General features: G+C 67.9%; 25 protein-coding genes. 13 read left to right on the forward strand and 12 right to left on the reverse strand.

What is annotated here, in order from left to right:
* Positions 1–15 precede the first annotated feature (15 nt).
* Positions 16–1053, forward strand: a complete 1038-nt coding sequence (locus I1A62_RS42400; protein ID WP_219458050.1) for a GTP-binding protein — start codon at positions 16–18, stop codon at positions 1051–1053.
* Complete coding sequence (bluB, locus tag I1A62_RS42405) at positions 1050–1709, forward strand: 5,6-dimethylbenzimidazole synthase (RefSeq protein WP_124390314.1); 660 nt, start codon at positions 1050–1052, stop codon at positions 1707–1709. Before I1A62_RS42400 ends, bluB begins: the two co-directional genes overlap by 4 nt.
* Here bluB and I1A62_RS42410 read toward each other — a convergent pair.
* The 4 genes from I1A62_RS42410 to glp all read right to left on the reverse strand — a co-directional run bounded on the left by I1A62_RS42410 (position 1706) and on the right by glp (position 5941).
* A complete protein-coding gene (locus I1A62_RS42410) occupies positions 1706–3127 on the reverse strand; it encodes a DEAD/DEAH box helicase (RefSeq protein ID WP_219458051.1) in 1422 nt (473 codons plus the stop codon). The genes bluB and I1A62_RS42410 overlap by 4 nt on opposite strands.
* 252 nt (positions 3128–3379) lie before the next feature.
* A complete protein-coding gene (locus I1A62_RS42415; protein ID WP_219458053.1) occupies positions 3380–3793 on the reverse strand; it encodes a molybdenum cofactor biosynthesis protein MoaE in 414 nt (137 codons plus the stop codon).
* The gene (moaCB, locus tag I1A62_RS42420; RefSeq protein WP_219458054.1) at positions 3786–4760 is read right to left on the reverse strand and encodes a bifunctional molybdenum cofactor biosynthesis protein MoaC/MoaB; all 975 of its coding nucleotides are present in this window, start codon (positions 4758–4760) and stop codon (positions 3786–3788) included. The genes I1A62_RS42415 and moaCB overlap by 8 nt, the downstream gene beginning before the upstream one ends.
* A complete protein-coding gene (gene glp, locus I1A62_RS42425) occupies positions 4757–5941 on the reverse strand; it encodes a gephyrin-like molybdotransferase Glp (protein ID WP_124390311.1) in 1185 nt (394 codons plus the stop codon). Before glp ends, moaCB begins: the two co-directional genes overlap by 4 nt.
* Before the next feature lie 119 nt (positions 5942–6060).
* Here glp and moaA point away from each other — a divergent pair, with 119 nt between their 5' ends.
* Positions 6061–7116, forward strand: coding sequence for a GTP 3',8-cyclase MoaA (gene moaA, locus I1A62_RS42430; protein WP_219458056.1), 1056 nt, complete (start codon positions 6061–6063; stop codon positions 7114–7116).
* Complete coding sequence (locus I1A62_RS42435; protein ID WP_087556623.1) at positions 7109–7366, forward strand: MoaD/ThiS family protein; 258 nt, start codon at positions 7109–7111, stop codon at positions 7364–7366. The genes moaA and I1A62_RS42435 overlap by 8 nt, the downstream gene beginning before the upstream one ends.
* A 20-nt stretch (positions 7367–7386) precedes the next feature.
* Here the strand turns inward: I1A62_RS42435 and I1A62_RS42440 are convergent, their stop codons facing one another.
* Both I1A62_RS42440 and nadE read right to left on the reverse strand, forming a co-directional pair.
* Positions 7387–8160, reverse strand: a complete 774-nt coding sequence (locus tag I1A62_RS42440; protein WP_219458058.1) for an SDR family oxidoreductase — start codon at positions 8158–8160, stop codon at positions 7387–7389.
* Between the two features lie 4 nt (positions 8161–8164).
* Positions 8165–9004, reverse strand: coding sequence for an ammonia-dependent NAD(+) synthetase (gene nadE / locus I1A62_RS42445; RefSeq protein ID WP_124390308.1), 840 nt, complete (start codon positions 9002–9004; stop codon positions 8165–8167).
* Between the two features lie 50 nt (positions 9005–9054).
* Here nadE and I1A62_RS42450 point away from each other — a divergent pair, with 50 nt between their 5' ends.
* Entirely contained in the window at positions 9055–9606 is a 552-nt protein-coding gene (locus I1A62_RS42450; RefSeq protein WP_124390307.1) for a nucleosidase, read from the forward strand.
* Here I1A62_RS42450 and I1A62_RS42455 read toward each other — a convergent pair.
* Together I1A62_RS42455 and I1A62_RS42460 are read right to left on the reverse strand one after the other, a co-directional pair.
* Entirely contained in the window at positions 9603–10373 is a 771-nt protein-coding gene (locus I1A62_RS42455; RefSeq protein ID WP_219458060.1) for an META domain-containing protein, read from the reverse strand. The genes I1A62_RS42450 and I1A62_RS42455 overlap by 4 nt on opposite strands.
* Positions 10374–10407: 34 nt before the next feature.
* Positions 10408–11007 (reverse strand): TetR/AcrR family transcriptional regulator, encoded by a 600-nt coding sequence (locus tag I1A62_RS42460; protein ID WP_087556618.1) that lies wholly within the window; start codon positions 11005–11007, stop codon positions 10408–10410.
* Positions 11008–11108: 101 nt separating this feature from the next.
* Between I1A62_RS42460 and I1A62_RS42465 the strand changes: the two genes are divergently transcribed.
* Entirely contained in the window at positions 11109–11672 is a 564-nt protein-coding gene (locus I1A62_RS42465; protein ID WP_072937710.1) for an NAD(P)H-dependent oxidoreductase, read from the forward strand.
* A 27-nt stretch (positions 11673–11699) separates the two neighbouring features.
* Here I1A62_RS42465 and I1A62_RS42470 read toward each other — a convergent pair whose 3' ends face one another.
* Complete coding sequence (locus I1A62_RS42470; RefSeq protein WP_219458062.1) at positions 11700–12533, reverse strand: siderophore-interacting protein; 834 nt, start codon at positions 12531–12533, stop codon at positions 11700–11702.
* Positions 12534–13106: 573 nt separating this feature from the next.
* Between I1A62_RS42470 and I1A62_RS42475 the strand changes: the two genes are divergently transcribed.
* The 4 genes from I1A62_RS42475 to nrdF all read left to right on the forward strand — a co-directional run bounded on the left by I1A62_RS42475 (position 13107) and on the right by nrdF (position 17089).
* Positions 13107–13340 carry a redoxin NrdH gene (locus I1A62_RS42475; protein ID WP_005240286.1) on the forward strand — a complete coding sequence of 78 codons (234 nt, stop codon included), beginning with the start codon at positions 13107–13109 and terminating at the stop codon, positions 13338–13340.
* An 88-nt stretch (positions 13341–13428) separates the two neighbouring features.
* Entirely contained in the window at positions 13429–13905 is a 477-nt protein-coding gene (gene nrdI, locus I1A62_RS42480; RefSeq protein ID WP_087556616.1) for a class Ib ribonucleoside-diphosphate reductase assembly flavoprotein NrdI, read from the forward strand.
* Positions 13863–16046: a class 1b ribonucleoside-diphosphate reductase subunit alpha gene (nrdE, locus tag I1A62_RS42485; protein ID WP_374710725.1), complete on the forward strand. Its 2184-nt coding sequence runs from the start codon at positions 13863–13865 to the stop codon at positions 16044–16046. The genes nrdI and nrdE overlap by 43 nt, the downstream gene beginning before the upstream one ends.
* Positions 16047–16123: 77 nt before the next feature.
* Positions 16124–17089: a class 1b ribonucleoside-diphosphate reductase subunit beta gene (gene nrdF, locus I1A62_RS42490; RefSeq protein WP_219458064.1), complete on the forward strand. Its 966-nt coding sequence runs from the start codon at positions 16124–16126 to the stop codon at positions 17087–17089.
* A 75-nt stretch (positions 17090–17164) separates the two neighbouring features.
* On the opposite strand, the gene I1A62_RS42495 is transcribed toward nrdF, so the two are convergent.
* Genes I1A62_RS42495 through I1A62_RS42505 form a run of 3 tightly spaced genes read right to left on the reverse strand, consistent with a single transcriptional unit; the run spans position 17165 to position 19757 of the window.
* Positions 17165–17638 (reverse strand): NUDIX domain-containing protein, encoded by a 474-nt coding sequence (locus I1A62_RS42495; RefSeq protein ID WP_124390301.1) that lies wholly within the window; start codon positions 17636–17638, stop codon positions 17165–17167.
* A gap of 8 nt (positions 17639–17646) precedes the next feature.
* Positions 17647–18714 carry an iron-siderophore ABC transporter substrate-binding protein gene (locus I1A62_RS42500; protein ID WP_219458066.1) on the reverse strand — a complete coding sequence of 356 codons (1068 nt, stop codon included), beginning with the start codon at positions 18712–18714 and terminating at the stop codon, positions 17647–17649.
* A gap of 35 nt (positions 18715–18749) precedes the next feature.
* Entirely contained in the window at positions 18750–19757 is a 1008-nt protein-coding gene (locus I1A62_RS42505) for an ABC transporter substrate-binding protein (RefSeq protein WP_219458067.1), read from the reverse strand.
* A 312-nt stretch (positions 19758–20069) separates the two neighbouring features.
* Between I1A62_RS42505 and ctaD the strand changes: the two genes are divergently transcribed.
* From ctaD to I1A62_RS42520, 3 genes are all read left to right on the forward strand, one after another.
* On the forward strand, positions 20070–21860 hold the full coding sequence (ctaD, locus tag I1A62_RS42510) for a cytochrome c oxidase subunit I (protein ID WP_005240299.1): 1791 nt from the start codon (positions 20070–20072) through the stop codon (positions 21858–21860).
* A 104-nt stretch (positions 21861–21964) separates the two neighbouring features.
* A complete protein-coding gene (gene serB / locus I1A62_RS42515) occupies positions 21965–23185 on the forward strand; it encodes a phosphoserine phosphatase SerB (protein WP_219458069.1) in 1221 nt (406 codons plus the stop codon).
* Positions 23182–23961, forward strand: coding sequence for an aminoacyl-tRNA hydrolase (locus tag I1A62_RS42520; protein WP_124390298.1), 780 nt, complete (start codon positions 23182–23184; stop codon positions 23959–23961). Before serB ends, I1A62_RS42520 begins: the two co-directional genes overlap by 4 nt.
* The last annotated feature ends 42 nt before the right edge of the window (positions 23962–24003 follow it).

The following is a 24003-nucleotide window of genomic DNA, read 5'->3' on the forward strand; positions in this document are numbered from 1 at the left end:
ACGGAGGTCGCAGCGTTGGCGAAGAAGCGGATTCCCGTCGTCATCGTCGCCGGATTCCTCGGTTCGGGAAAGACCACCCTGCTCAACCACGTGCTGCGCAACAACCGCGGCGTCCGGGTCGGCGTCATCGTCAACGACTTCGGCGCCGTCAACATCGATTCAATGATGGTGGCCGGCCAGGTCGATTCCATGGTGTCGCTGAGCAACGGCTGCATGTGCTGCGCCGTGGACGTCAGCGACATGGACGAGATGCTGGACCGCCTCGCGCACCCCGCGTCGCAGATCGACGTGATCATCGTCGAGGCGAGCGGGCTTGCCGAGCCGCGCAACATGATTCGTCTCGTTCTCGGAAGCACCAACCCGCACGTGATGTACGGCGGTCTCGTCGTGATGGTCGACGGTGAGCAGTTCGAGGACATGTCGGCGCAGCACCCGGACCTCGGCAAGCACGTCACACTCGCCGACCTCGTGATCCTGAACAAGACGGACCGCATCGACGACGACCGGCGCGCCGCCGTGCAGGCGATGGTCCGCGGCTACAACGACCGCGCGCCCGTCCTCACCACCGCGCACGGCCGGATCGAGCCCACCCTGCTGTTCGACCGGGAACCCGGACGTGAACCGGCGGCGGGGGAGCAGCTCACCCTCGACCAGCTCCTGCTGGATCAGCACGACCACTGCGAGGACCACGACCACCTGCATTCGTCGTACGAGGCAGTCGATTTCGCCTCCGGCGACCCGATCGATCCGCGGCGGCTCGTGGAGTTCCTCGAGAAGCGGCCGGTCGGGATCTACCGGATCAAGGGGTTCGTGCATTTCGCGGTGCCCGGGCGGTCGCGGAAGTTCGAGGTGCAGACCGTCGGCCCGCACATCAGGTTCACGTCGACGCGCTGGGAGCCCGGCGAGGAGCGGGCGACCCAGCTGGTGCTCATCGGGGCCGACATCGAGGCCGAGCACGTGCGGACCCGGCTCGCGGGCTGCGTCGTGGCAGAGGGTGAAGATGCGGACCCCGGCGCGATGCTGGGTGTGCACCGCTATACCGTGACGGCGTGACCGAGTCTGCGTGTAGCCCCGAAACGAATCCCGAGCCGGCGCTGTCGGTGTACGACGCGATCCGCCGCCGCCGCGACGTGCGGGCCGAGTTCACCGGGAAGCCGATCGCGGAAGAGGTTCTCGACCGCATTCTGGGCGCCGCGCACTGCGCGCCCAGCGTAGGCAACACCCAGCCGTGGGATTTCGTCGTCGTACGCGACACCGGGACGCTGACCACGTTCGCCGACCACGTGGCAGGCGCCCGCAGGCGGTTCGCGGAGTCGCTGCCCGAAGACCGGAAGAAGACGTTCGATCCCATCAAGATCGAGGGGATCTGCGAGAGCGGCATGGGGGTGGTCGTGACGTACGACCGGAGCCGCGGCGGCGAACACATCCTCGGCAGGCACACGGTCGACGACACGGGTCTGTTCTCCGCGGTGCTCGCGATCCAGAATCTGTGGCTCGCCGCGGCCGCCGAGAACGTGGGTGTCGGCTGGGTGTCGTTCTACGACGAGCCCTATCTCACCGAACTGCTGGGAATCCCCGAGCCGGTGCGGCCCATCGCGTGGCTGTGCGTGGGGAGGGTTGCCGAGTTCCAGCAGGTGCCGGACCTCGAGCGCTTCGGGTGGCGGGGGCGCCGGCCATTGGCCGACGCCGTCCACCTCGAGAAGTTCTAGCCCTGACGGCGGCGTGAACCGCCGGCGGACGCCGTGCGGGTTCCGCCGCCTGTGGAGGAGGCTGCGCGGGGGCGTCCGGCTCCACCCGAGCGGGAGCGACGTGCGCCGCCGCCCTGACCGTGTGCGCGGCCGCCCTGACCGCCGCGTCCACCCTGGGCGCCGCCCGGCCGCTGGTTGCGTCCGCCGCCGTTCGACGCCGGTGCCGCCTTCGGGGCGGGAGCGACGTGCGGTGCGATGTCGCCGACGAGGTCGAGCACGTGTGCGGAGTCCGCGGTGCTGCGGACCGGGGTCACCTTGATCGCGGCCTTGCGCATGAGGACGGCGAGGTCCTTGCGCTGCTCGGGCAGCACGACCGTGACGACGTCGCCTGCGCTGCCCGCGCGTGCGGTGCGGCCGGAACGGTGCAGGTAGGCCTTGTGCTCGGCGGGCGGATCGACGTGGACGACCAACTGGACGTCGTCGACGTGCACGCCGCGCGCCGCGACGTCGGTGGCCACCAGCACGCGGGCCTCACCGGCGGAGAACGAGGCGAGGTTGCGGTCGCGGGCCGCCTGCGACAGGTTGCCGTGCAGATCGACCGAGGGGATTCCCGCCTCGGTGAGCTGACGGGCCAGCTTGCGGGCCTGATGCTTGGTGCGCATGAAGAGGATGCGGCGTCCAGTGCCCGATGCAAGCCGCTCGACCAGCTTGCGCTTGGCCTCGACGCCGTCCACGTCGAACACGTGGTGCGTCATGGCCGCGACGGGCGAGTTCGCCTCGTCCACCGAGTGCAGCACCTCGTTCTTCAGGAACCGCTTCACGAGCTTGTCGACGCCGTTGTCCAGGGTGGCGGAGAACAGCAGCCGCTGCCCCTGCTGGGGGGTCGCGGTGAGGATGCGGGTGACGACGGGCAGGAAGCCGAGGTCCGCCATGTGATCGGCCTCGTCGAGCACAGTGATCTCGACGGCGTCGAGGCTCACGAACTTCTGCTTCATCAGGTCTTCGAGCCGTCCGGGGCACGCGACGACGATGTCGACGCCCGCCTTGAGGGCGCTCACCTGACGGTTCTGGGAGACACCACCGAAGATCGTGGTGACTCGCAGGTCGTACGCGGCGGCGAGGGGCTCGAGGGTCGCGGTGATCTGCGTGGCGAGCTCACGGGTGGGGGCGAGGATCAGGCCCACCGGGCGGCCCGGGCGGCGCTTTCCGCCGGACACTTCACCCGCGAGGCGGGACACCATCGGAATGGAGAAGGCCAGCGTCTTGCCGCTGCCCGTCTTGCCGCGGCCGAGCACGTCGCGTCCCGACAGCGTGTCGGGGAGGGTGTCGACCTGGATGGGGAACGGGGAGGTGATCCCCTTGTCGGCGAGTGCTTTCACCAGCGGTTCGCGGACACCGAGCGCGGCGAACGTCGTGTCGGGGGTATTCGTGTCAGACAAGTGGTCAGGCCTTTCGAGCACAGGGTTGTGCCCGGAGGGCCGATACGGAAGGTCTCCGTCGGAGCTCGAGCACAGGTTGGCGGCGTTGCCGGTCGGCAAGCTTCTTCGCCGTAAGAAGAGCGGATGCGCTGGTGCACATCCAACAGGATTCGGGTGACCGAACTGAATGCGTTCTACGACGCTGGATGACCGTCGTGGTCACCTAGTGATGGCGAGTCTACCTGGTGACGGCCGGCCAATCCGACCGAGGAGTCACAGACCGACCCATTCGGACGCCCCGTCGGCGAATTTCTGCCGCTTCCAGATGGGTACCTCGTGCTTGATGCGCTCCACCAGTTCGGCGCACGTGGTGAACGCCTCGGCGCGGTGGGGAGCGGCGACCGCGGCGACCACCGCGAAGTCGCCGACGGTGAGGGATCCGACCCGGTGGATGGCCGCGACGGGGAGTCCGGACGAGGCCGCGACCTCCTCGCAGACGGTGCGCAGGAAGCGTTCGGCGTCCGGGTGTGACTGGTATTCGAGTGCCGAGACCGATTGTCCGCCATCGTGATTGCGGACGACACCGGTGAACACGACGACGGCGCCGTGTTCGGGCCCGGCCACGGCGGCGTCGACGACGGCGGGATCGAGCGGCTGATCCGAGATCTGGGCGAGAATGTCAGGCATCGTGCGCACCTCCACCTGCGACCTGAGCGAGAAGATGATCGACGATGGGGTCGAGGACGGACAATCCGTCCTTTACCCCGCCCGGCGAGCCGGGGAGATTCACCACGACTGTGCCGTTCGCCACACCGGCGAGTCCGCGGCTCAGCGAGGCGTGCGGGGTCACCTCCGTGCCGCGGTTCCGGATGGCGTCGGCCACGCCGGGCAGTTCGCGGTCGAGCACCGCGCGGGTGGCCTCCGGGGTCGCGTCCGTGGGGGAGACCCCGGTGCCGCCGGTGCTGATGATCAGTGCCGGGCTCCCGGACAGTGCGTCGGCGAGGCCGGCCGCGATGTCCGCGTCCGCGTAGACGAGCGGACCCCGGGTGGTGAAGCCACGTTCCTCGAGCCACGCGGCGATCACCGGGCCGGTCGTGTCCTCTCGCGTGCCCTTCGCCCCGCCGGTGGAGGCGACCAGGACGGCCGCGGATCGCGCTGTCACCGTGGGAGTTCCGGTGCTTTGCTGCTCACGCGTCCAGTGTCCGCGTTTGCCGCCGTCCTTGGTGAGCAGCCGGACGCCGTCCAGCGTCGCGGCGGGGTCGACGGCTTTCACCATGTCGTGCAACGTCAATCCGGCCACCGCCACGGCGGTCAGGGCCTCCATCTCGACGCCGGTCGGGCCCTTCGTCTTCGCGGTGGCCTCGATCGTGATCGCATTCTCGGTGAACCCGAACTCCAGCTTCACCGACGACAGCGCGAGCTGATGGCAGAGCGGAATCAGCTCGGACGTCTTCTTCGCCCCGGAGATCCCGGCGATCCGGGCCGTCGCGAGAACGTCGGCCTTGGGCAGGTCGTCGGCCCGGACCAGTTCGATCACCGCGGGGGTGGTGATCAATTGCCCGGCGGCGACCGCCGTTCGGGTCGTGTCCGCTTTTGCGCTCACGTCGACCATGCGCGCGCGGCCCTCGCTGTCGAGGTGCGTCAGGTCGCTCATAGGGGGATCACCTTCACGAGTTGGCCGGCGTCGAGCGAGGTGACGTCGGCGGGAACGTCGAGGAGGACGTCCGCCCACGCCATCGCGGCGACGAGGTGGGAGCCGGGGCCGGACACGAGTTCGACTCCGGCGTCGGTGCGGCGTGCCCGGAGGAACTGCCGCTTGCCGGGAATGGAGGTGACGGCCGCGGCGAGCGGCAGTTCCTCGGGTTCCGTCGGGGGGAGCCCGGCCGCGCGCCGGATTTCAGGACGTGCGAACACCTCGAACGAGATGAGGGTGCTGACCGGGTTCCCCGGAAAGTTGAGGACGGGCGTGCCGTCCACGACGGCGGTGCCCTGCGGCCCTCCCGGTTGCATCGCGACGTGACCGAAGTGCCCGCCGAGCGGTGAGAGCGTCTCCTTGACCACCTCGAAGTCGCCCATCGACACCCCACCGGAGGTGAGGACGAGATCCGCGGTGGTGGTCGCCTCCGCGAGCAGGGTGCGGAACTCGGCCGGGTCGTCGCCGCTGCGCGTGATCGAGACGACCTCGGCGCCGTTGGCCCTGGCGCTCGACGCGAGGGCGATTCCGTTGGAGTCGTAGATCTCTCCGGCGTGCAGCGTCGTTCCCGCGTCCACCAGTTCGGCTCCCGTGGTGATCACCGCGATGCGCGGGCGCGGGCGCACAAGGATCCGCTGCAGGCCGACGGCGGCGAGGACGGCGATGTGCCGGGCGGCGAGCACACTGCCCGCGGGCAGCAAAAGCATGCCCTTCCGGACGTCGCTGCCGCGCTCGCGCACGAACTCGCCGGCGGTGCGCGAGCGTTCGATGCGGACCTGTCCGTCCGCGGCCTCGGTGTCCTCGACCGGGACGATCGCGTCGGCGCCGTCGGGGATCGGCGCGCCGGTCATGATCCGGTAGGCGGTCCCGGGTGTGTGGGTGGTGGTGCCCGCCGGTCCCGCGGCGATCACGCCCCGCACCGGCAGCACCGCCGGGATCGACGCGATGGAGGCGGCGTCGACCGCGTATCCGTCCATCTGCGAATTCCGAAACAGGGGCAGGTCGACGGGGGAGTGGACGTCGGCGGCGAGGGCGCGCCCGAGTGCCTCGCCGAGCGGGATCTCCTCGGCCGGGCGCTCGTGCAGCGGCGCGAGGAGTCCGGCGACGTGCTGGGCGTGCTGCTCCACAGAGCGTGCGGTCACGATATTCCTCCGGCCATGGTCACCAATCCTAGGCACCTCCCGGCGGAGTGACGCGCACCGCGTCGGACAACGCTCACCGCCGCGCGGCATACTGGACAGATGCAGGGAAAGGCAACTCGATGACGACGGTAGAGATGGGGATCCCGACCGTCCGGTCGTCGGTCTCGCTCGACGGCAGACCGGACGTCGATCAGCTGGTCGACCGGTTCGGCCGGGTGGCGCGGGATCTGCGGGTGTCGATCACCGAGAAATGTTCGCTGCGCTGCACGTACTGCATGCCCGAGGAGGGCCTGCCCGCGATTCCGGCGCAGAATCTCCTCACCGCGGACGAGATCGTCAGGCTCGTCGACATCGCCGTTCACCGGCTCGGTGTCCGCGAGGTCCGTTTCACCGGGGGCGAACCGCTGATGCGGGTGGATCTCGAGCGGATGATCGCCGGATGCGCCGAGCGGGTGCCGGGGATTCCGCTCGCGATGACCACCAACGCGGTCGGTCTCGAGCACCGCGCGGCCGGGCTCGCCCGGGCCGGGCTGACACGGGTCAACGTGTCTCTCGATTCGGTCGACCGTGAGCACTTCGCGAGACTGACCAGACGCGACCGTCTGCCGTCGGTGATGGCCGGTATCCGCGCCGCCGCCCGAGCCGGACTGGCACCGATGAAGATCAATGCGGTGCTGATGCCCGAAACGCTCAGCGGAGCAGCCGATCTCCTGGAATGGTGCCTGCACGAGGGCGTCACGCTGCGGTTCATCGAGGAGATGCCGCTCGACGCCGATCACGAGTGGGCACGCGACAACATGGTCACCGCCGACCGGTTGCTGGCCGTCCTCGGCGAGCGGTTCACCCTCACCGAACACGGGAGGGAAGACCCGTCGGCGCCCGCCGAGGAGTGGCTCGTCGACGGCGGACCGGGCACGGTCGGAATCATCGCGTCCGTGACCCGGTCGTTCTGCTCCGACTGCGACCGCACCCGACTCACCGCCGAGGGAACGGTACGTTCGTGCCTGTTCAGCGATCAGGAGATCGACCTGCGGTCGGCACTGCGATCGGGCGCGGGCGACGAGGATCTGGCGCAGTTGTGGCGCGGCGCGATGTGGAACAAGTGGGCAGGCCACGGAATCAACGCGGACGGCTTCGCCCCGCCGCAACGCAGCATGGGAGCAATCGGTGGTTGACGTGACAGGCATTTCGGTTCGGTACTTCGCGGCCGCTGCCGACGCAGCGGGCTGCACCAAGGAGACCCTCGACCTCCCGGCCACCGCGGACCTCGGCCAGGTGAAGGACCTTCTGCTCGCCAAATACGGTCCCGGCATGCAGCAGGTGCTGTCGGTCTCCGCCTTCCTGGTGGACTCCGAGTTGACCCGCGATCTGACGCGCACCGCCGGGGCGCAGGTGGACGTGCTGCCGCCGTTTGCCGGCGGCTAGCCCGCTGTCCGCCGGGCCGTTCAGTGGACGGACTCGGCCAGCCACCGGTCGAAGGTGATCGTTCCGAACCGGTTGTCGGGCACCAGGTTCGACCCGTTCCGCAGGAACTGCCCCAGCGCGCCGGGAAGCGGAACGTTCACGACGAACCCGTGCGTCCCGGTGGCCTTCTTCCATGCCGTCGTCAGATCGCGGGCCGTGCGCACCTCCGGGCCGCCGATGGTGATCGGCCCCTCCGGCGCGTCGGTGGCCAGGGCGGCGTCGACCAGGGCGGTCGCGACGTCCCTCGTGTCGATGGTCTGAAAGCTCGTCTTCGAGAAGGCCGGGATCAGTCCCACCCGGCTCGCCGGCTTCGCGGTCATGGGAATGAAGTCGTGGAACTGGGTCGCCCGCACGATCACCGTCTCGATCGCAGCACTGTCGTAGACCCGCTCCTGGGTGCGCTTCGACTGGTAATAGGCGAATTCGGCCAGGTCCACGTTGACGATGGAGAGGAGGACGGCGCGTCGGACTCCCGCGCCGTCCGCGGTGGCGAGCAGGTTCTCGGAGCCCTTCTCCAGCACCGCCCGGGTGCCCTTGGTCTTGCCGTCGGTGGTGTCGACCACGACGTCGACACCGTCGAGCGCCTCGGCGAGGCCGTCGCCGGTGACGAGATCACCGTGGAAATGCGCGATCTCGGTACCCGGCGCCCCGCCGTGCCGGGTCAGGACCCGAACGGAGTGACCGCGGGCGAGGAACTCCTTGACCACCTGCCGGCCTGCAGTGCCGGTACCGCCCGCGACCAGCGCCTGGACCACCGGGTCACCGCCACCACGTGTCGAGCGGGGTCACCGGGACCGTGCGCTTGTGACGGGTATTCAGGAACATCGCCTCGAGCTTCTCGGCCACGGCGTCCGGGACGTCCTTGCCCTCGAGGTAGTCGTCGATCTGCGCGTACGTCAGGCCCAGCGCCTCCTCGTCGGGAAGCGCGGGACGGTCGTCCTCGAGGTCGGCGGTGGGAACCTTCTTCCACGTGCTCTCGGGCGCGCCGAGTTCGCGGAGCAGCGCGGCGCCCTGACGCTTGGACAGCCCGGTCAGGGGAGTGACGTCCACGCCGCCGTCGCCGAACTTGGTGAAGAAACCGGTGATCGCCTCGGCGGCATGGTCGGTGCCGACGACCAGAAAGCCGAGCTGACCGGCGATCGAGTACTGGATCACCATGCGCTCGCGGGCCTTGATGTTGCCGCGGACGAAGTCGCGGAGTTCGCCGCCGTCGCCGATGATGTCGCGCAGCGCCTCGGACGACTCCTTCGCGGTCGCGTCCGCGCCGGGCTTCACGTTGACGACCACCGACCGGTCGGGCTTGATGAAGTCGAGGGAGATCTGCGCGTCGGACTCGTCGGCCTGGGTGCCGTAGGGCAGCCGCACGGCGACGAACTCGGCGTCGTGGCCCTCCTCGCGCAACTCGCTTGCCGCGAGCTGGGCGAGGCGTCCGGTGAGGGTGCTGTCCTGACCGCCGCTGATACCCAGGACGAAACCCTTGGCCGGGGTCGACAGCAGGTAGTCCTTCAGGAACTGAACACGTTTGCGGATCTCGCCGGCCGCGTCGATGGTGGGCCGGGCACCGAGTTCCTCGAGGATCTGCGCACGTAGATTCGCCATGCCAGAACTCTAGCGAGTGCCCCTGACGGGCGCAGGGTACGGTTCCGCGCATGAGTAGATCGGACGTTCTGGTGGTCAGCGCGACCAAGGCGGAGGCGGTGCACGTCCCGTCCGAGTTCGAGGTCCTGATCACCGGGATCGGCAAGGTGAGTGCCGCCGTGGCCGTGGCGTCCGCGCTCGCCGACTACCCGCGAACCGCCAAGCCGCTCGTCGTCAACATCGGCACCGCGGGCGCGCTGCACGAGCATCACAGCGGGCTGTTCACGCCGTCGACTGTCCTGAACCACGACATCAGCGGCGACGCCATCCGGGCGCTCGGGCACGAGGTGGCCGATCTCCTCGCCCTGCCCGACGGCGACGGTTCCGTGCTGGCCACCGGAGATCTGTTCGTGTCCGACGTCGGCGTGCGCGACGAACTCGCCCGCAGGGCCGACCTCGTCGACATGGAGGGTTTCGCCGTCGCCTACGCCAGTGCCCGCGGCGGCGCCCGGTGCCGGCTCGTCAAGCACGTCAGCGACACCGCCGACGACTCGGCACTGGACTGGCCCGCCCGGATCGATGCGAGCGCCCGCGAACTCGGGCGCTGGCTGGCGGCGCTCTAGCTCGCCCGCAGTTCCAGCCCGGTCCCGGCGCCGTCGACGAGGCGCAGCGTGTCCGAACGGACGGTGTAGCCCGTCTCCCCGGTCAGTGCCGCGAGGACCGCGCGCTCCACCTCGGACTCGTCCGGCGGACACGCCATCCGGGTGGTGGCCCACGACCCGAACGTGATCGAACTCTGCTGCACGTCCGCGGTCCCGGTCATCCGGTTGCAGCCGGTGAAACCGGACGCCGAACCGTCGCCGGCGATCAGCAACTGCGGTGCCGTCCGCTCCAGCGCTTCCGTTATGGTGACCGCGTCCGGACTGATCAGCGCGGTCACCGTCCACGTGGTCCCGACGACGGGCCGGTCCGGCCGGACGACCTTCTCGTCGGTCAGCGTCACCGAAGCGGAGGGGGTGGTGAGGGTGAGCGTGTCGCCGCCGAGGGTCCAATTCGGTTCCGCGTCCAGCAGGGCCGCCGCCCAGGCGTCGGCGCCTGCCGCCTCGCCGGGGCACGCCATCAACGTCATGGCGAGCGGCCCCGTCACGATCTTCCCGTCGGACAGGTCGACGTCGGCGCTGCCCTGATTGCATCCGGCGTCGACGGACAGTCGCCCGGGGTCGGTGAACCCGAGCACGAGCGGACCGCCGCCGGGAATGGGCTCGCCCTCGACGGAGGTGGAGATGAACGTGCGGCCGGTCGGGTCCTGGACCTCGGTCTGCGCATCGCCGCCGCAGGCGGTGAGCGAGGCGAACGTCAGGAGGCCGAGAACGGCGGCGGTGGTGCGCATTCCCCGAGGTTAGACAAAATGTCCGAATCCGGGATCAACATCGGGTGACGCGCCGGATCAGGTCCTCCCAGGCGTCCCCGAGCCGTTCGACGGACATCCCGAGGTCGCGCAGTTCGTGAAGGACGAGTGTGGCCTCCAGGGGGGCGAGCAGCGAGCAGGCGAGCAGTTCGTGATCGCCCTGCACGCCTGCCGCGCGGAGGAGGGACACGACATGACTCACGGACACTGCCCGGGCGGGGGCGGCGAAGCGGAACTCGAGAGAGTTCTCGGCCGCGCGCAGGACTTCGCCCTGTACTTCGACGATCGCGAGGCGGGCGTGCCCGAAAGCGATCAGCCGGTCGATCGGGTCGGCGCCCGGCCCGAGGGGCGGCGGACCGAACATGAAGGACTGCTGGAGTTCTCGTTCGGTGTGGTCGAGGAGCGCGTGCATGAGGCCCGACCGGCTGCCGAACCGGCGGAACACTGTGCCCTTCCCCACACCGGCCCTGCAGGCGACGGCGTCCATCGTGACGGCGTCGACGCCGCGTTCGGCGACCAGCAGCGCGGCCGCATCGAGCAGCAGGCGCCGATTACGTGCGGCGTCTCCGCGTTCGGGGGTGTCGACCCCGATCTGGGGCAGGAGGGGGCTGGTCACACTCCGCATCCTACCGTGACGGGAACATAAGTGGACCGCGGTCCGTTTAGTTGCTATACATGTTCACGAGTCGCCCTACGCACCATCGAAGGAATATTGACATGTCACAGACCAACGTTCTCGTTCTCGTCGGCAGCCTCCGCGCCGCCTCGGTCAACCGTCAGCTCGCCGAGACCGCGGTCGCCGTGGCACCCGAGGGCGCCGAGGTGATCGTGTTCGACGGACTCGGTGAGGTCCCCTTCTACAACGAGGACATCGACGTCGCCGGCTCCATCCCCGCCGTCGAGGCCCTGCGTGACGCCGCAGGCCGCGCCGACGCGCTGCTGCTGCTCACCCCCGAGTACAACGGCACCATCCCTGCCGTCCTCAAGAACGCCATCGACTGGATCTCCCGGCCGTACGGCACCGGCGCCGTCAAGGACAAGCCCGTCGCCGTCATCAGCGCCTCGCCCAGCGGCAACGGCGCGCAGTGGGCGCACGAGGACACCCGTAAGGCCGTCCGCATCGCAGGCGGCAAGGTCCTCGAGGACGTCACCCTCGCCATCGGCGGCACCATCGACAAGTTCGGTGACCGGCACCCGCGCGAGAACGCCGAGGTCGCGCAGCAGGTCGCGGGCGTCGTCGCCAGCCTGGTGGACGCCACGAAGGAACTCGTCGACGCCTGACGATCCGCGCGCGGAACGCCGTCGCCGCTACAGTCCGGTCCGATCCAGGGCTGCGTCGACGGCGTCCCGCACCGAGTCGAAGTCTTCACCGGCCGCCAGGGCAGAGTCCCTGGCGGCTTCTATCTGTTCGCGCACCGTCTCGTACCGCGCGACCCACTCCTCCTTGTTGTCGCGCCAGTAGCCGATGACGTCGTAGCGGTCCGCCGGCCAGTGAAGGTCGTGGCGCAACCAGCGTCGCACCACCCGAGACACCTTCGCCTCGCCCGCGAACCACACGTATCCCGGTGAATCCGGGAGCGGCAGGTCCCGGGCAGCCTCGGCCAGCAGGCTGTCCCCGGCGCCATTGCCGCTTCCGTCCAGCCACGTCACGGTCAGCGCGGCACCGGTCGCGAACTGCTGCCGATCCGCCGGGGTGGTGACCTCCGCGATCACGTGCACCCGCGCCGATCCGGGTAGTTCCTCCAGGATGCGTCCGACGGCGGGCAATGCCGTCATGTCGGCGACGAGGAGCTGCCATTCGGCGTCCGCGGGCGGCGCGTACCACCCCGAGGCGGTGGAGAACCCGACCATCTCGCCCGGGCGCGCGACCGCGGCCCAGTGCGCCGCGGTCCCGCCCGCGTGGACGGCGAAGTCGATGTCCATCTCCAGGGCGTCCGGGTCCCAGCGGCGCACGGTGTAACTGCGCTTCTCCGCGCCGTCCGGCGGGAACGCGAGGAGCAGGCGCTCGTCGGGCGTCCCACTGGACGCGAATCGGGTCAGATCCCCGCCCGCGAGGGTGATCCTCTGCATGTTCGGCGTCACTCGCCTCGTGCGCGCTACGGGCGCCGACCAGCCGGGGTCGCCCAGGGAGTCGTCGGACATGCGCTCAAGGTACCGGGAGGGGGAGCCGAGGCCTGCAGTTACCGGCCGGCAAGCGTGGGGGCCGGTCGGGTGCGGCACCCGGTGTGGCCCGGACGCGGCAGGCAGTGGAGCGGGGGTGCCGGGTGCTGCGGGGGACGGGTCCCGGAAGGGCCTGCATCGCCCGCCGGAGCGGTGTCCGGCCGCTCCGCACGGGGCTCTCCCGGCGCCCGCGCCGCCGATGCGGGCGTGTCGTCGGAGGTGACGTAAGCTCCCGCGAGCCTCCAGTGCACGAGCGCGATTTCAGGGGTGTCCCGCGTCACGCCGAAAATGTGATGTGCGACACGCCGGAGCGAGCATGAAATTTGTGGTCCGCGGGATGACGACCAGGGAATTTCATCAATGTGACTCACAACATCTCGGGTTAAGTGTTTCTGTCGGCCACTAGGTGTAGTGTCTTGAGCACTGAGAGACCACAACGAGAACCGACTCGGTGAGCATCTCCATCGGGGGTCACCGCCATCTCGATCAGGGGAAGTCTCAGTGCGCTGAACACACACTTCGTCAGCTCCATTCGGCAGTGGAAAGAGGGACTTCATGAGCATCACCGTCTACACCAAGCCCGCTTGCGTTCAGTGCAATGCCACCTACCGGGCCCTCGACAAGGCGGGTATCGAATACTCCGTCGTCGACATCACCGAAGACCCCGAAGCCCGGGACTACGTCATGGCACTGGGATACCTGCAGGCGCCCGTGATCGTGGCCGGTGACGAGCACTGGTCGGGCTTCCGCCCCGACCGCATCAAGACCCTCTCGGCAAACGCTGCTTGAAGCGAGGCGATCGCACCGCCCGAGGCGGAGGACGAGCCGATTCCCGGACGGAAGTAAACGGTAGTACTAGTCCAGATGGTGGAAACCGATGACATCGCTGGTGTACTTCTCCAGCGCCTCGGAGAACACGCACCGATTCGTCCAGCGGCTCGGGCTGCCTGCGACGCGCATACCCATTCATGACCGCGAGGGCACCTTCGAGGTGCACGAACCCTATGTGCTGATCCTCCCGACTTACGGCGGGGGGACGACGGCCATGGGCCGCGACACCAGTTACGTCCCGAAGCCGGTCATCCGATTTCTCAACAACACACACAACAGGTCGCTGATCCGAGCAGTGATCGCGGCGGGAAACACCAATTTCGGTGAATCCTATTGCTTTGCAGGAAATATCATTTCTCAGAAATGCCACGTTCCCTACCTCTACCGCTTCGAACTCATGGGCACAGCCGAGGACGTCGAGCGGGTAAAGGCCGGTCTGGGTGAATTCTGGGATCACTTAGACGACGAGGAGCACGAGAAGTGGCGCCGACCATCACAGACACCATCGACGCGGGGAGCGTAGAGCGCGACGCGCGCGGTGGAGACTCGACGAACGGTCTCGATTACCACGCGCTCAACGCGATGCTCAACCTGTACGGGCCCAACGGTGAGATCCAGTTCGACAAGGACCGCGAGGCCGCGAACCAGTACTTCCTCCAGCACGTCAACCAGAACACCGTCTTCTTCCACAACCAGGACGAGAAGCTGGACTACCTGGTCAAGGAGAACTACTACGAGCGTGAGGTCCTCGACCAGTACACCCGCAACTTCGTCAAGACGCTGATCGACCACGCCTACTCGAAGAAGTTCCGTTTCCCGACGTTCCTGGGCGCGTTCAAGTACTACACCTCGTACACGCTCAAGACGTTCGACGGTAAGCGGTACCTGGAGCGTTTCGAGGACCGTGTCTGCATGGTCGCCCTGACGCTGGCCGCGGGCGACGAGGACCTGGCGACCAAGCTCGTCGACGAGATCATCGCCGGCCGCTTCCAGCCGGCCACCCCGACCTTCCTCAACTCGGGCAAGAAGCAGCGCGGCGAGCCCGTGTCCTGCTTCCTGCTGCGCATCGAGGACAACATGGAGTCGATCGGCCGCTCCATCAACTCCGCCCTGCAGCTGTCCAAGCGCGGCGGCGGAGTTGCGTTGCTGCTCAGCAACGTTCGTGAGCACGGTGCACCGATCAAGAAGATCGAGAACCAGAGCTCCGGGGTCATCCCGATCATGAAGCTGCTCGAGGACTCCTTCTCGTACGCCAATCAGCTGGGCGCGCGTCAGGGCGCGGGCGCGGTGTACCTGCACGCGCACCACCCGGACATCTACCGCTTCCTCGACACCAAGCGCGAGAACGCGGACGAGAAGATCCGCATCAAGACGCTGTCTCTCGGCGTCGTCATCCCGGACATCACGTTCGAGCTGGCGAAGAAGAACGAGGACATGTACCTCTTCTCGCCGTACGACGTGGAGCGCATCTACGGCAAGCCGTTCGCGGACATCAACGTCACCGAGAAGTACTACGAGATGGTCGACGACAAGCGCATCCGCAAGTCGAAGATCAAGGCGCGCGAGTTCTTCCAGACCGTCGCCGAGCTGCAGTTCGAGTCCGGTTATCCGTACATCATGTACGAGGACACGGTGAACCGCGCCAACCCGATCGCGGGCAAGGTCACCCACTCGAACCTGTGCTCGGAGATCCTGCAGGTCTCCACGCCGTCGCTGTTCAACGACGACCTGTCCTACAGCCACATCGGCAAGGACATCTCCTGCAACCTCGGTTCGCTGAACATTGCGAAGACCATGGACTCGCCGGACTTCGCACGCACCATCGAGACGTCGATCCGCGCGCTGACCGCCGTCGCCGATCAGACCTCCATCGACTCCGTCCCGTCGATCCGGAAGGCGAACGACGAGGGTCACGCCATCGGACTCGGGCAGATGAACCTGCACGGATACCTGGCGCGCGAGCGGATCCACTACGGCTCCGACGAGGGCATCGATTTCACGAACATCTACTTCTACACCGTGGTGTTCCACGCGATCCGGGCGTCCAACGAGATCGCCAAGGAGCGCGGCACGTACTTCGCGGGCTTCCCGGAGTCCAAGTACGCGTCCGGAGAGTTCTTCGACAAGTACACCGACCGGGTGTGGGAGCCGGAGACCGAGCGGGTGCGGCAGCTGTTCGCCGATGCGGGCCTGCACATCCCGACCCAGGACGACTGGCGTGAGCTGAAGGCGTCCGTGCAGAAGCACGGCATCTACAACCAGAACCTGCAGGCGGTGCCGCCGACCGGATCGATCTCCTACATCAACAACTCCACCAGCTCCATCCACCCGGTGGCGTCGAAGATCGAGATCCGCAAGGAAGGCAAGATCGGCCGCGTCTACTACCCGGCGCCCTACCTGACCAACGACAACCTGGAGTACTACCAGGATGCCTACGAGATCGGGTACGAGAAGATCATCGACACCTATGCCGCCGCGACGCAGCACGTCGACCAGGGGCTGTCGCTGACGCTGTTCTTCAAGGACACCGCCACCACCCGCGACATCAACAAGGCGCAGATCTACGCGTGGCGCAAGGGCATCAAGACGCTGTACTACATCCGGCTGCGTCAGATGGCTCTGGAGGGTACCGAGGTCGAAGGCTGCGTCTCCTGCATGCTGTAGGCGGCTCCGCCGCCCGTGAGTACTTGTTAACCGCCGGCGGTTAACAAGTACTCACAGCCGAACGAAGTGAGGAATCAATGGTCAAGCTGGTGAGTCGCGTATCCGCGATCAACTGGAACCGCGTCCAGGACGAGAAGGACGCCGAGGTGTGGGACCGTCTCGTCGGCAACTTCTGGCTGCCCGAAAAAGTGCCGGTGTCCAACGACATCCCGTCGTGGGGGACGCTCACGGCGCACGAGAAGCAGCTCACGATGCGGGTGTTCACGGGGCTGACGCTCCTCGACACCATTCAGGGCACGGTGGGCGCCGTCAGCCTCATCCCCGACGCCATCACCCCGCACGAAGAGGCGGTGTACACCAACATCGCGTTCATGGAGTCGGTGCACGCGAAGAGCTACAGCTCGATCTTCTCGACGCTGTGCTCCACCCGCGACATCGACGACGCCTTCCGCTGGTCCGAGGAGAACCCGAACCTGCAGCGCAAGGCCGAGATCGTCATGGACTACTACCAGGGCGACGAGCCGCTCAAGCGCAAGGTGGCGTCCACCCTGCTCGAGAGCTTCCTGTTCTACTCCGGCTTCTACCTGCCGATGTACTGGTCGTCGCGGGCGAAGCTCACCAACACCGCCGACCTCATCCGCCTCATCATCCGTGACGAGGCCGTGCACGGGTACTACATCGGCTACAAGTACCAGAAGGGTCTCGAGCAGCTCACCGAGGCCGAGCGCGACGACCTCAAGAACTACACGTTCGAGTTGCTCTTCGAGCTCTACGACAACGAGGTCGACTACACCCAGGACCTCTACGACGAGGTGGGCCTCACCGAGGACGTCAAGAAGTTCCTGCGGTACAACGCCAACAAGGCGCTGATGAACCTCGGCTACGAGGGTCTGTTCCCGAAGGACGAGACGGACGTCAACCCGGCGATCCTGTCGGCGCTCTCACCCAACGCGGACGAGAACCACGACTTCTTCTCCGGTTCGGGCAGCTCCTACGTCATCGGCAAGGCCGTCAACACCGAAGACGAAGACTGGGACTTCTAGAACGAACCTTTCGCGTCGCCCGATGCCACGCCGGTCCAGTTCTGCTGCACCGGTGCGACATCGGGCGAAGTGCGTTCAGCGGCGGAACCACGCCTCGGGGACGTCCTGCAGTGCCTTGTCGAGGCGCAGCCGCGAGGACGGGGTGAGGTCGTCCGGCAGCGAGTCGGGGGAGAACCACGCCACGTCGTGGTTCTCGTCGTCCGACACGGCGGCCTCTCCGCCGACGTACCGGGCGAGGAAGCACACGTCGAGGTACTGCGCGACGTCGCCGTTGGGGTAGGTGACCGGATCGGTGACGTCGACGCTCGTGATCCGGACCAGTTCGGCGTCGACACCGGTTTCCTCACGGATCTCCCGCAGCGCGGCCGGTCCGGGTTCCTCCCCGGGTTCGAGGATGCCGGACACGACCGCCCACTTGCCGTTGTCGACGCGCCGGGTCAGCAGCACCCGACCATCGCCGTCACGCACCACGACGCTCACCCCGGACAGCCACAGCGGCGCCGTGCCGACGTGGCCGCGCAGGGCGGTGACGAACTCGGGGACGGGCATCGAGCCTCCTAGCCGACGTAGCCGTTCAGCGTGTTCCTCAGATCGGTGAGCATCGCGCGCGCGGCGACGACGCCGTTTCCGCCCCACACGTCACCCTCGACGGCGAAGACCCGTTTGTCGTGGGCGGCCTCGAGGTCTTCCCAGGCCTCCCCGGACATGACGTCCTCCGCGTGCGCGGTGCCGTCCTTGCCGTCCAGGACGGCATAAATGAGGTCGCCCTCGGCCTGGTCGATGTCGGCTTCGGAGATCGGTTCGGTGACGACGCCGTCGAGGTTCTGATAGGCGGGCCGCCGCACTCCGGCGTCGGTGAGGACCTGGCCCGCGAACGTCGCCGGACCCTCGACCTCCATGCTGTCGGCGTCGAAACGGACGACGGACGCCTGTGTCTGCGCGGCATCGATGTCGATGCCGAGTTGCTTCGCGTCCTGCTGGTACTGCTCGAGTGCCGCCGTCGCCGCGTCGGCCCGGCCCAGCGCGTTGCCGGCGAGGAGGAACTGCGCCTTCCAGTACACGGGATCGGAGCCGACGAACACGGTGGGCGCGATAGGGGACAGTGCGTCGTACAGCTGGTCGGACGCCGGGCTCGATCCGAGGATCAGGTCCGGGTCCGCCTGCGCGATCTTGTTCACGTCCGGGGCGTCGACGGATCCGACGCTCGGGATATCGGAGACGCCGGTGCCGAGGTAGCCGGGCTGCGGCGAATCACCGTCGAGGGTTGCCGCGCCGACCACGTTCTCCCACAGGCCGAGGGCGCACACCGCGTCCAGGGCGGCGCTGTCGAGGACCACGATCCGCTGCGGATCGGACGGGACGTCGCTCTCACCCTTGGTGTGGACCACCCGGTGCGTCGAGCCGGCCGCGAGTGCGGCGTCGACCGGGGCCGGCTCGGCGCAGGCCGTCGTGGTGTCCCGCTCGATGCCGACCACGCCGGCTCCGGCGATCTGCGTGGTGGTCCGGACGATGGATGCTGCGGGATCGTCGTCGGACGGTTGCGAGCAGCCGGCCAGCGCGAGCGCGGCGACGGCGGCGACCAGACCGGTGGACGCGCGGCGGGCGGAAAACCTACGAGGGGACAATTCGGCGACTTCCTGTGTGTGCGGGCGCGTTCAGGTTAGCCGCTGTGCTTGCCCACCCCGAACGTGTCCGACAGGTCGTCGAGGATCAGGTGCGCGCCCTGGACGCTGACCGGCGTCATCCAGCGGGCGTCCTCGACGTCGACCTTGCGTCCCTTCAGCGTCTGCCACAGCGGGCTCTCCAGGAACGGCTTCGCCGCTTCGGCGCTCTTGCCTGCGGGGTCCTGCCAGGTACTGACGAAGATGACGTCGGCCTCCGCCTCGCTGATCAGTTCGGTGCTTACGGCCTGCATGATGTTGTCCGGGTCGGCCGGGTCGGGGCCCTGGCTCTGCGGACGCGCCAGCCCGGCGTCCGCGAGGACGATTCCGCTGAACGAGGTGGTGCGGTAGAGGCGTGCCGTCGGCTCACCCGCGAATCGGACGACCGAGATCACCGGATTCGACGCCGACGCGTTGATCTCGGCACCGACGGCGGCGGCCCGCTCCTCGTAGGCGCCGATCTTCTGCTCCGCGAGGTCTTCCTTGCCGAGTGCCTTGCCGACGAGCCGGATGTTGTCCTTCCACGTGGGACCGGTCGTCTCGGTGAAGATGGTCGGCGCGATCGCGGACAGTTGCTCGTAGTTCTTTCCGTCGCGCACCTCGGCGGAGATGATCAGGTCGGGTTGCAGCGCCGCGATCTGCTCGAGGCTCGCGTTGCTGACCTTGCCCACCGACTTCGCGTGCGCCGCGAACTCGTCGCGTGTGGTGCCGAGGTAGTCGGGGAGGCCGGGCTCGCGGTAGTCGACGTACCCGACCAGTGGCGCCTCGAGGAGGAGGACGGCGTCGGTGAAGCTGTTGTCGAGTGCCACGATGCGCTGCGGTGCGGCCGGGATCTCGGTGCTGCCGCGGAAGTGGTCGACGGTGCGGGGGAACTGCCCGGTCGACGACGTGGTGCCGGAAGCGGCGGCGGAGTCGTCGCTGCTCGAGCAGGACGTGATCGAGAAGGCGGCTGCCGCGGCCAGCGCGACCGCGCCGGCGACGACCCGGCGGCGGGAGAGAACGTTCACATGGAGCTCCTGAAGGAAGTTAGGTGAGCGAAACCTTAGCAGCACAGTTCCGGCGTGCCGGAGCCTCGGCGAGACCGTGTCGCGCAGCCCCGCGCGACACGCCGGACCGCGTGACAGTGAGCACTCCCCGGTACTCCCCGGTGGGACAAACCGCAGGTCGTCCGCGCCCCGGTTTGCTCTGAGTCCGGGTAAGTACGACAGTGGGTAGGACCCAGTCGGAGGCCGCAGAGGGCACGGTCTACGATTCGATGAGCGCAAGCCAGAGACCGTTCGCCTCGCAGCCCGGGGTCGGACGCGCATTCAGGAGGATCAGTGACTGCCGTAGCGCCCCAGCCAGTCCCCGCGATAGCTGCAGCCAGGCCTTACCCGCCGCGGCAGGGACCCAAGGGCTCGTTCATCTTCAAAATGATTACGACCACCGACCCCAAGGTGCTCGGAATCATGTACTTGACGACCTCGATCGCGTTCTTCCTCATCGGTGGTCTCATGGCCCTGATGATGCGCGCCGAGCTCGCTGTGCCCGGTATGCAGTTCTTGTCGAACGAACAGTTCAACCAGCTGTTCACGATGCACGGCACGATCATGCTGCTGCTGTACGCGACGCCGATCGTGTTCGGGTTCGCCAACTACATCCTGCCGCTTCAGATCGGCGCCCCCGACGTCGCGTTCCCGCGACTCAACGCGTTCAGCTACTGGCTGTACGTGTTCGGCGCGATCATCACGACCGCGGGCTTCATCACCCCCGGTGGTGCCGCCGACTTCGGCTGGACCGCCTACACGCCCCTGACGAGTGCGCTGCACTCCCCGGGCGTCGGCGCCGACCTCTGGGTCATGGGCCTCGCGGTCGCCGGCCTCGGCACCATCCTCGGTGGTGTCAACATGATCACCACCGTCATCTGCCTGCGTGCCCCCGGCATGACCATGTTCCGGATGCCGATCTTCACGTGGAACATCTTCATCACCAGCATTCTGATTCTGCTGGCGTTCCCGCTGCTGACCGCTGCGTTCATGGGTCTGTTCGTCGACCGTCACCTCGGTGGTCACATCTTCGACCCGGCCACTGGCGGTGTGCTGCTGTGGCAGCACCTGTTCTGGTTCTTCGGTCACCCCGAGGTGTACATCATCGCTCTGCCGTTCTTCGGCATCGTCTCGGAGATCTTCCCGGTCTTCAGCCGTAAGCCCGTGTTCGGTTACAGCGGCCTGGTCTACGCGACCCTGGCGATCGCCGCGCTCTCCATCGCGGTGTGGGCTCACCACATGTACGCCACCGGCGCCGTGCTGCTCCCGTACTTCTCGTTCATGACGTTCCTGATCGCCGTCCCGACGGGTGTGAAGATCTTCAACTGGATCGGCACCATGTGGAAGGGTCAGCTGACGTTCGAGTCGCCGATGCTGTTCTCGATCGGCTTCCTCATCACGTTCCTCTTCGGTGGTCTGTCGGGCGTCATTCTCGCGAGCCCGCCGCTGGACTTCCACGTCACGGACACCTACTTCGTGGTCGCCCACTTCCACTACGTGGTCTTCGGCACCGTCGTGTTCGCCACCTACGCCGGCATCTACTTCTGGTTCCCGAAGATGACCGGTCGCATGATGGACGAGCGTCTCGGCAAGTGGCACTTCTGGACCACGTTCATCGGCTTCCACGGCACGTTCCTCGTCCAGCACTGGCTGGGTAACGAAGGTATGCCGCGTCGTTACGCCGACTACCTGCCCTCGGACGGGTTCACGTTCCTGAACAGCTTCTCGACGATCTTCGCGTTCGTCCTCGGTGCCTCGACGCTGCCGTTCATCTGGAACGTCTTCAAGAGCTATCGGTACGGTGAGGTCGTCACCGTCGACGACCCGTGGGGTTACGGCAACTCGCTCGAGTGGGCCACCAGCTGCCCGCCGCCGCGGCACAACTTCACGGAGCTGCCGCGCATCCGCTCCGAGCGCCCCGCGTTCGAGCTGCACTACCCGCACATGGTCGAGCGGATGAAGGCCGAGGCGCATGTCGGACCGGGTCACGGTGGCAAGCACGCCAGCACCGTGCTCGAGAAGGAACGTCACGAGCCGCTGACCGTCGGCGACGAAGGCGACCCCGGTACCGACACCGGCCGCTGACACAGCACGTTTCGGAAAGGCCCCGCCCCAGCAACGGGCGGGGCCTTTCACTTGGCACAATGGTGCCGGACAAGCCGCGCGAGCAACATGATCGGAGTACATCGGTGGGTGCAGCTGACACCACTGTCCTGGTGACCGTGACGGGCCCCGACCGACCCGGCGTCACCTCGGTGCTCTTCGGGTCGCTCTCCCGCCACGACGTGAGCCTTCTCGACGTGGAGCAGGTGGTGATTCGTGGGCGGCTGACCCTCGGTGTCCTCGTGGCGTGCCCCGAGAACGGGGAAGCGCTGCAGGAGGAACTGGAAGAGGCGATGGCCACCGTCGGGATGTCGGTGGACGTCGAGATCGGCGCGGATCCGGGCAGGCAGTCGCTGTCCACCCATGCCGTGGTGGTCCTCGGCAGCCCCGTGTCGGCTCGCGCGCTGCGTTCGGTGGCCCGGGAGATGGCGACCCTCGGGGTCAACATCGACTCGATCCGCGGGGTCGCCGACTACCCGGTGACGGGACTCGAACTCCTGGTGAGCGCTCCCGGCACGGCGGAGGCGGACAAGAGCCTGCGCACCGTGCTGGCCGAGGTGGCCGTGCGGGAGAACGTCGACATCGCGGTCGAACGCGGGGGACTGGCCCGCCGCGCCAAGCGGCTCATCGTGTTCGACGTCGACTCGACGCTCGTCCGGGGTGAGGTCATCGAGATGCTCGCCGCGCGGGCCGGAGTCGAGGACGAGGTGCGTGCCGTCACCGAGTCGGCGATGCGCGGCGAGATCGATTTCACCGAATCCCTGCACCAGCGGGTCGCGACCCTCGCCGGCCTCGACGCGTCCGTGATCGACGACGTCGCGGACGGTCTCGAGCTGACACCGGGCGCCCGCACCACCATCCGGACGCTCCGCAGGCTCGGCTTCCACTGCGGTGTGGTGTCCGGCGGCTTCCGGCAGGTCATCGAGGGTCTGGCCCACGAACTGGAACTCGACTTCGTGCAGGCCAACACGCTCGAGATCGTGGACGGCAAACTCACCGGCCGGGTGATCGGCGACATCGTGGACCGGGCCGCGAAGGCGACCGCGCTGCGCAAGTTCGCCGGTCAGGTCGGCGTCCCGATGGAACAGACGGTGGCGGTCGGCGACGGCGCCAACGACATCGACATGCTCAACGCGGCCGGCCTGGGAATCGCGTTCAACGCCAAGCCCGCGCTGCGGGAGGTCGCGGACACCGCACTGTCGCACCCGTTCCTCGACGCCGTGCTGTTCATCCTCGGGGTCACCCGCGACGAGGTCGAGGCCGCCGACGCGGTGGACGGCGTGGTGCGACGAGTCCCGCTGCCGTGACGGAATCGTGCCGCGACGCGGTCACGGGGGAAGCCGGCGCCGATTCCGGGTGGGCGGCGCGTCACGCCGTCCTCGCGGCCGGATACGGCGGCAGGCCGGATCCGGACGACCCGGCGCAGGTCCTCGCGATGCCGATCGTGCTGCACATCCCGAAGACCGACCCTCCGCCGCGCTGTGCCCTGCTGGAGGCAGCCGCGACCGCGACGGTGGCGTTGTGCCTCGACCCGCGCGTCGGCCCCGACGAGACCGGCGCGCCCGGACCGTGGCAGGCGGACTACCAGACGTGGGTGGGGTCCCGGATCCGCAAGGTGTCGCGGCGGGCGCGGGGAGCCGGCTGGCGGGCGGCGCAGGAGGTCGACGGGATCACCGTCGACGTCGACGGTGCGCAGGCCCGCGCGCTCGTGCCCGTTGCCGTGGGCGCGCTCGATCCGCGCATCAGGAAGTTGCAGATCGGCGGCACCGACCTCGATCACGACGATCCGGGGGAGATCCCGGACGGCGTTCCGGTGCTGTGGATCAACTCCGCCCTGGACATGACGGTCGGGAAGGCCGCGGCGCAGGTCGGCCACGCGTCGATGCTGCTGGCCGGCGCGATGACCACCGAACAGGCTCGTGCCTGGGCGGCCACCGGTTACCGCTGCGCCGTGCGTGACGCCGACGTCGGGCTGTGGGAGACGCTGACCATCGAGGTGGTGCGGGGCAGGGCGATCGCGGTGCGCGACGCCGGCTTCACGGAGGTGGCACCCGGATCCATGACCGTGATCGCCTGCCCCTGAGAGCCACGGCCGACGCGTCGACAGTCCAGTAACGTCGTCATG

Source organism: Rhodococcus sp. USK10 (genome assembly GCF_019378875.1).
Lineage (GTDB): Bacteria > Actinomycetota > Actinomycetes > Mycobacteriales > Mycobacteriaceae > Rhodococcus_F > Rhodococcus_F pseudokoreensis.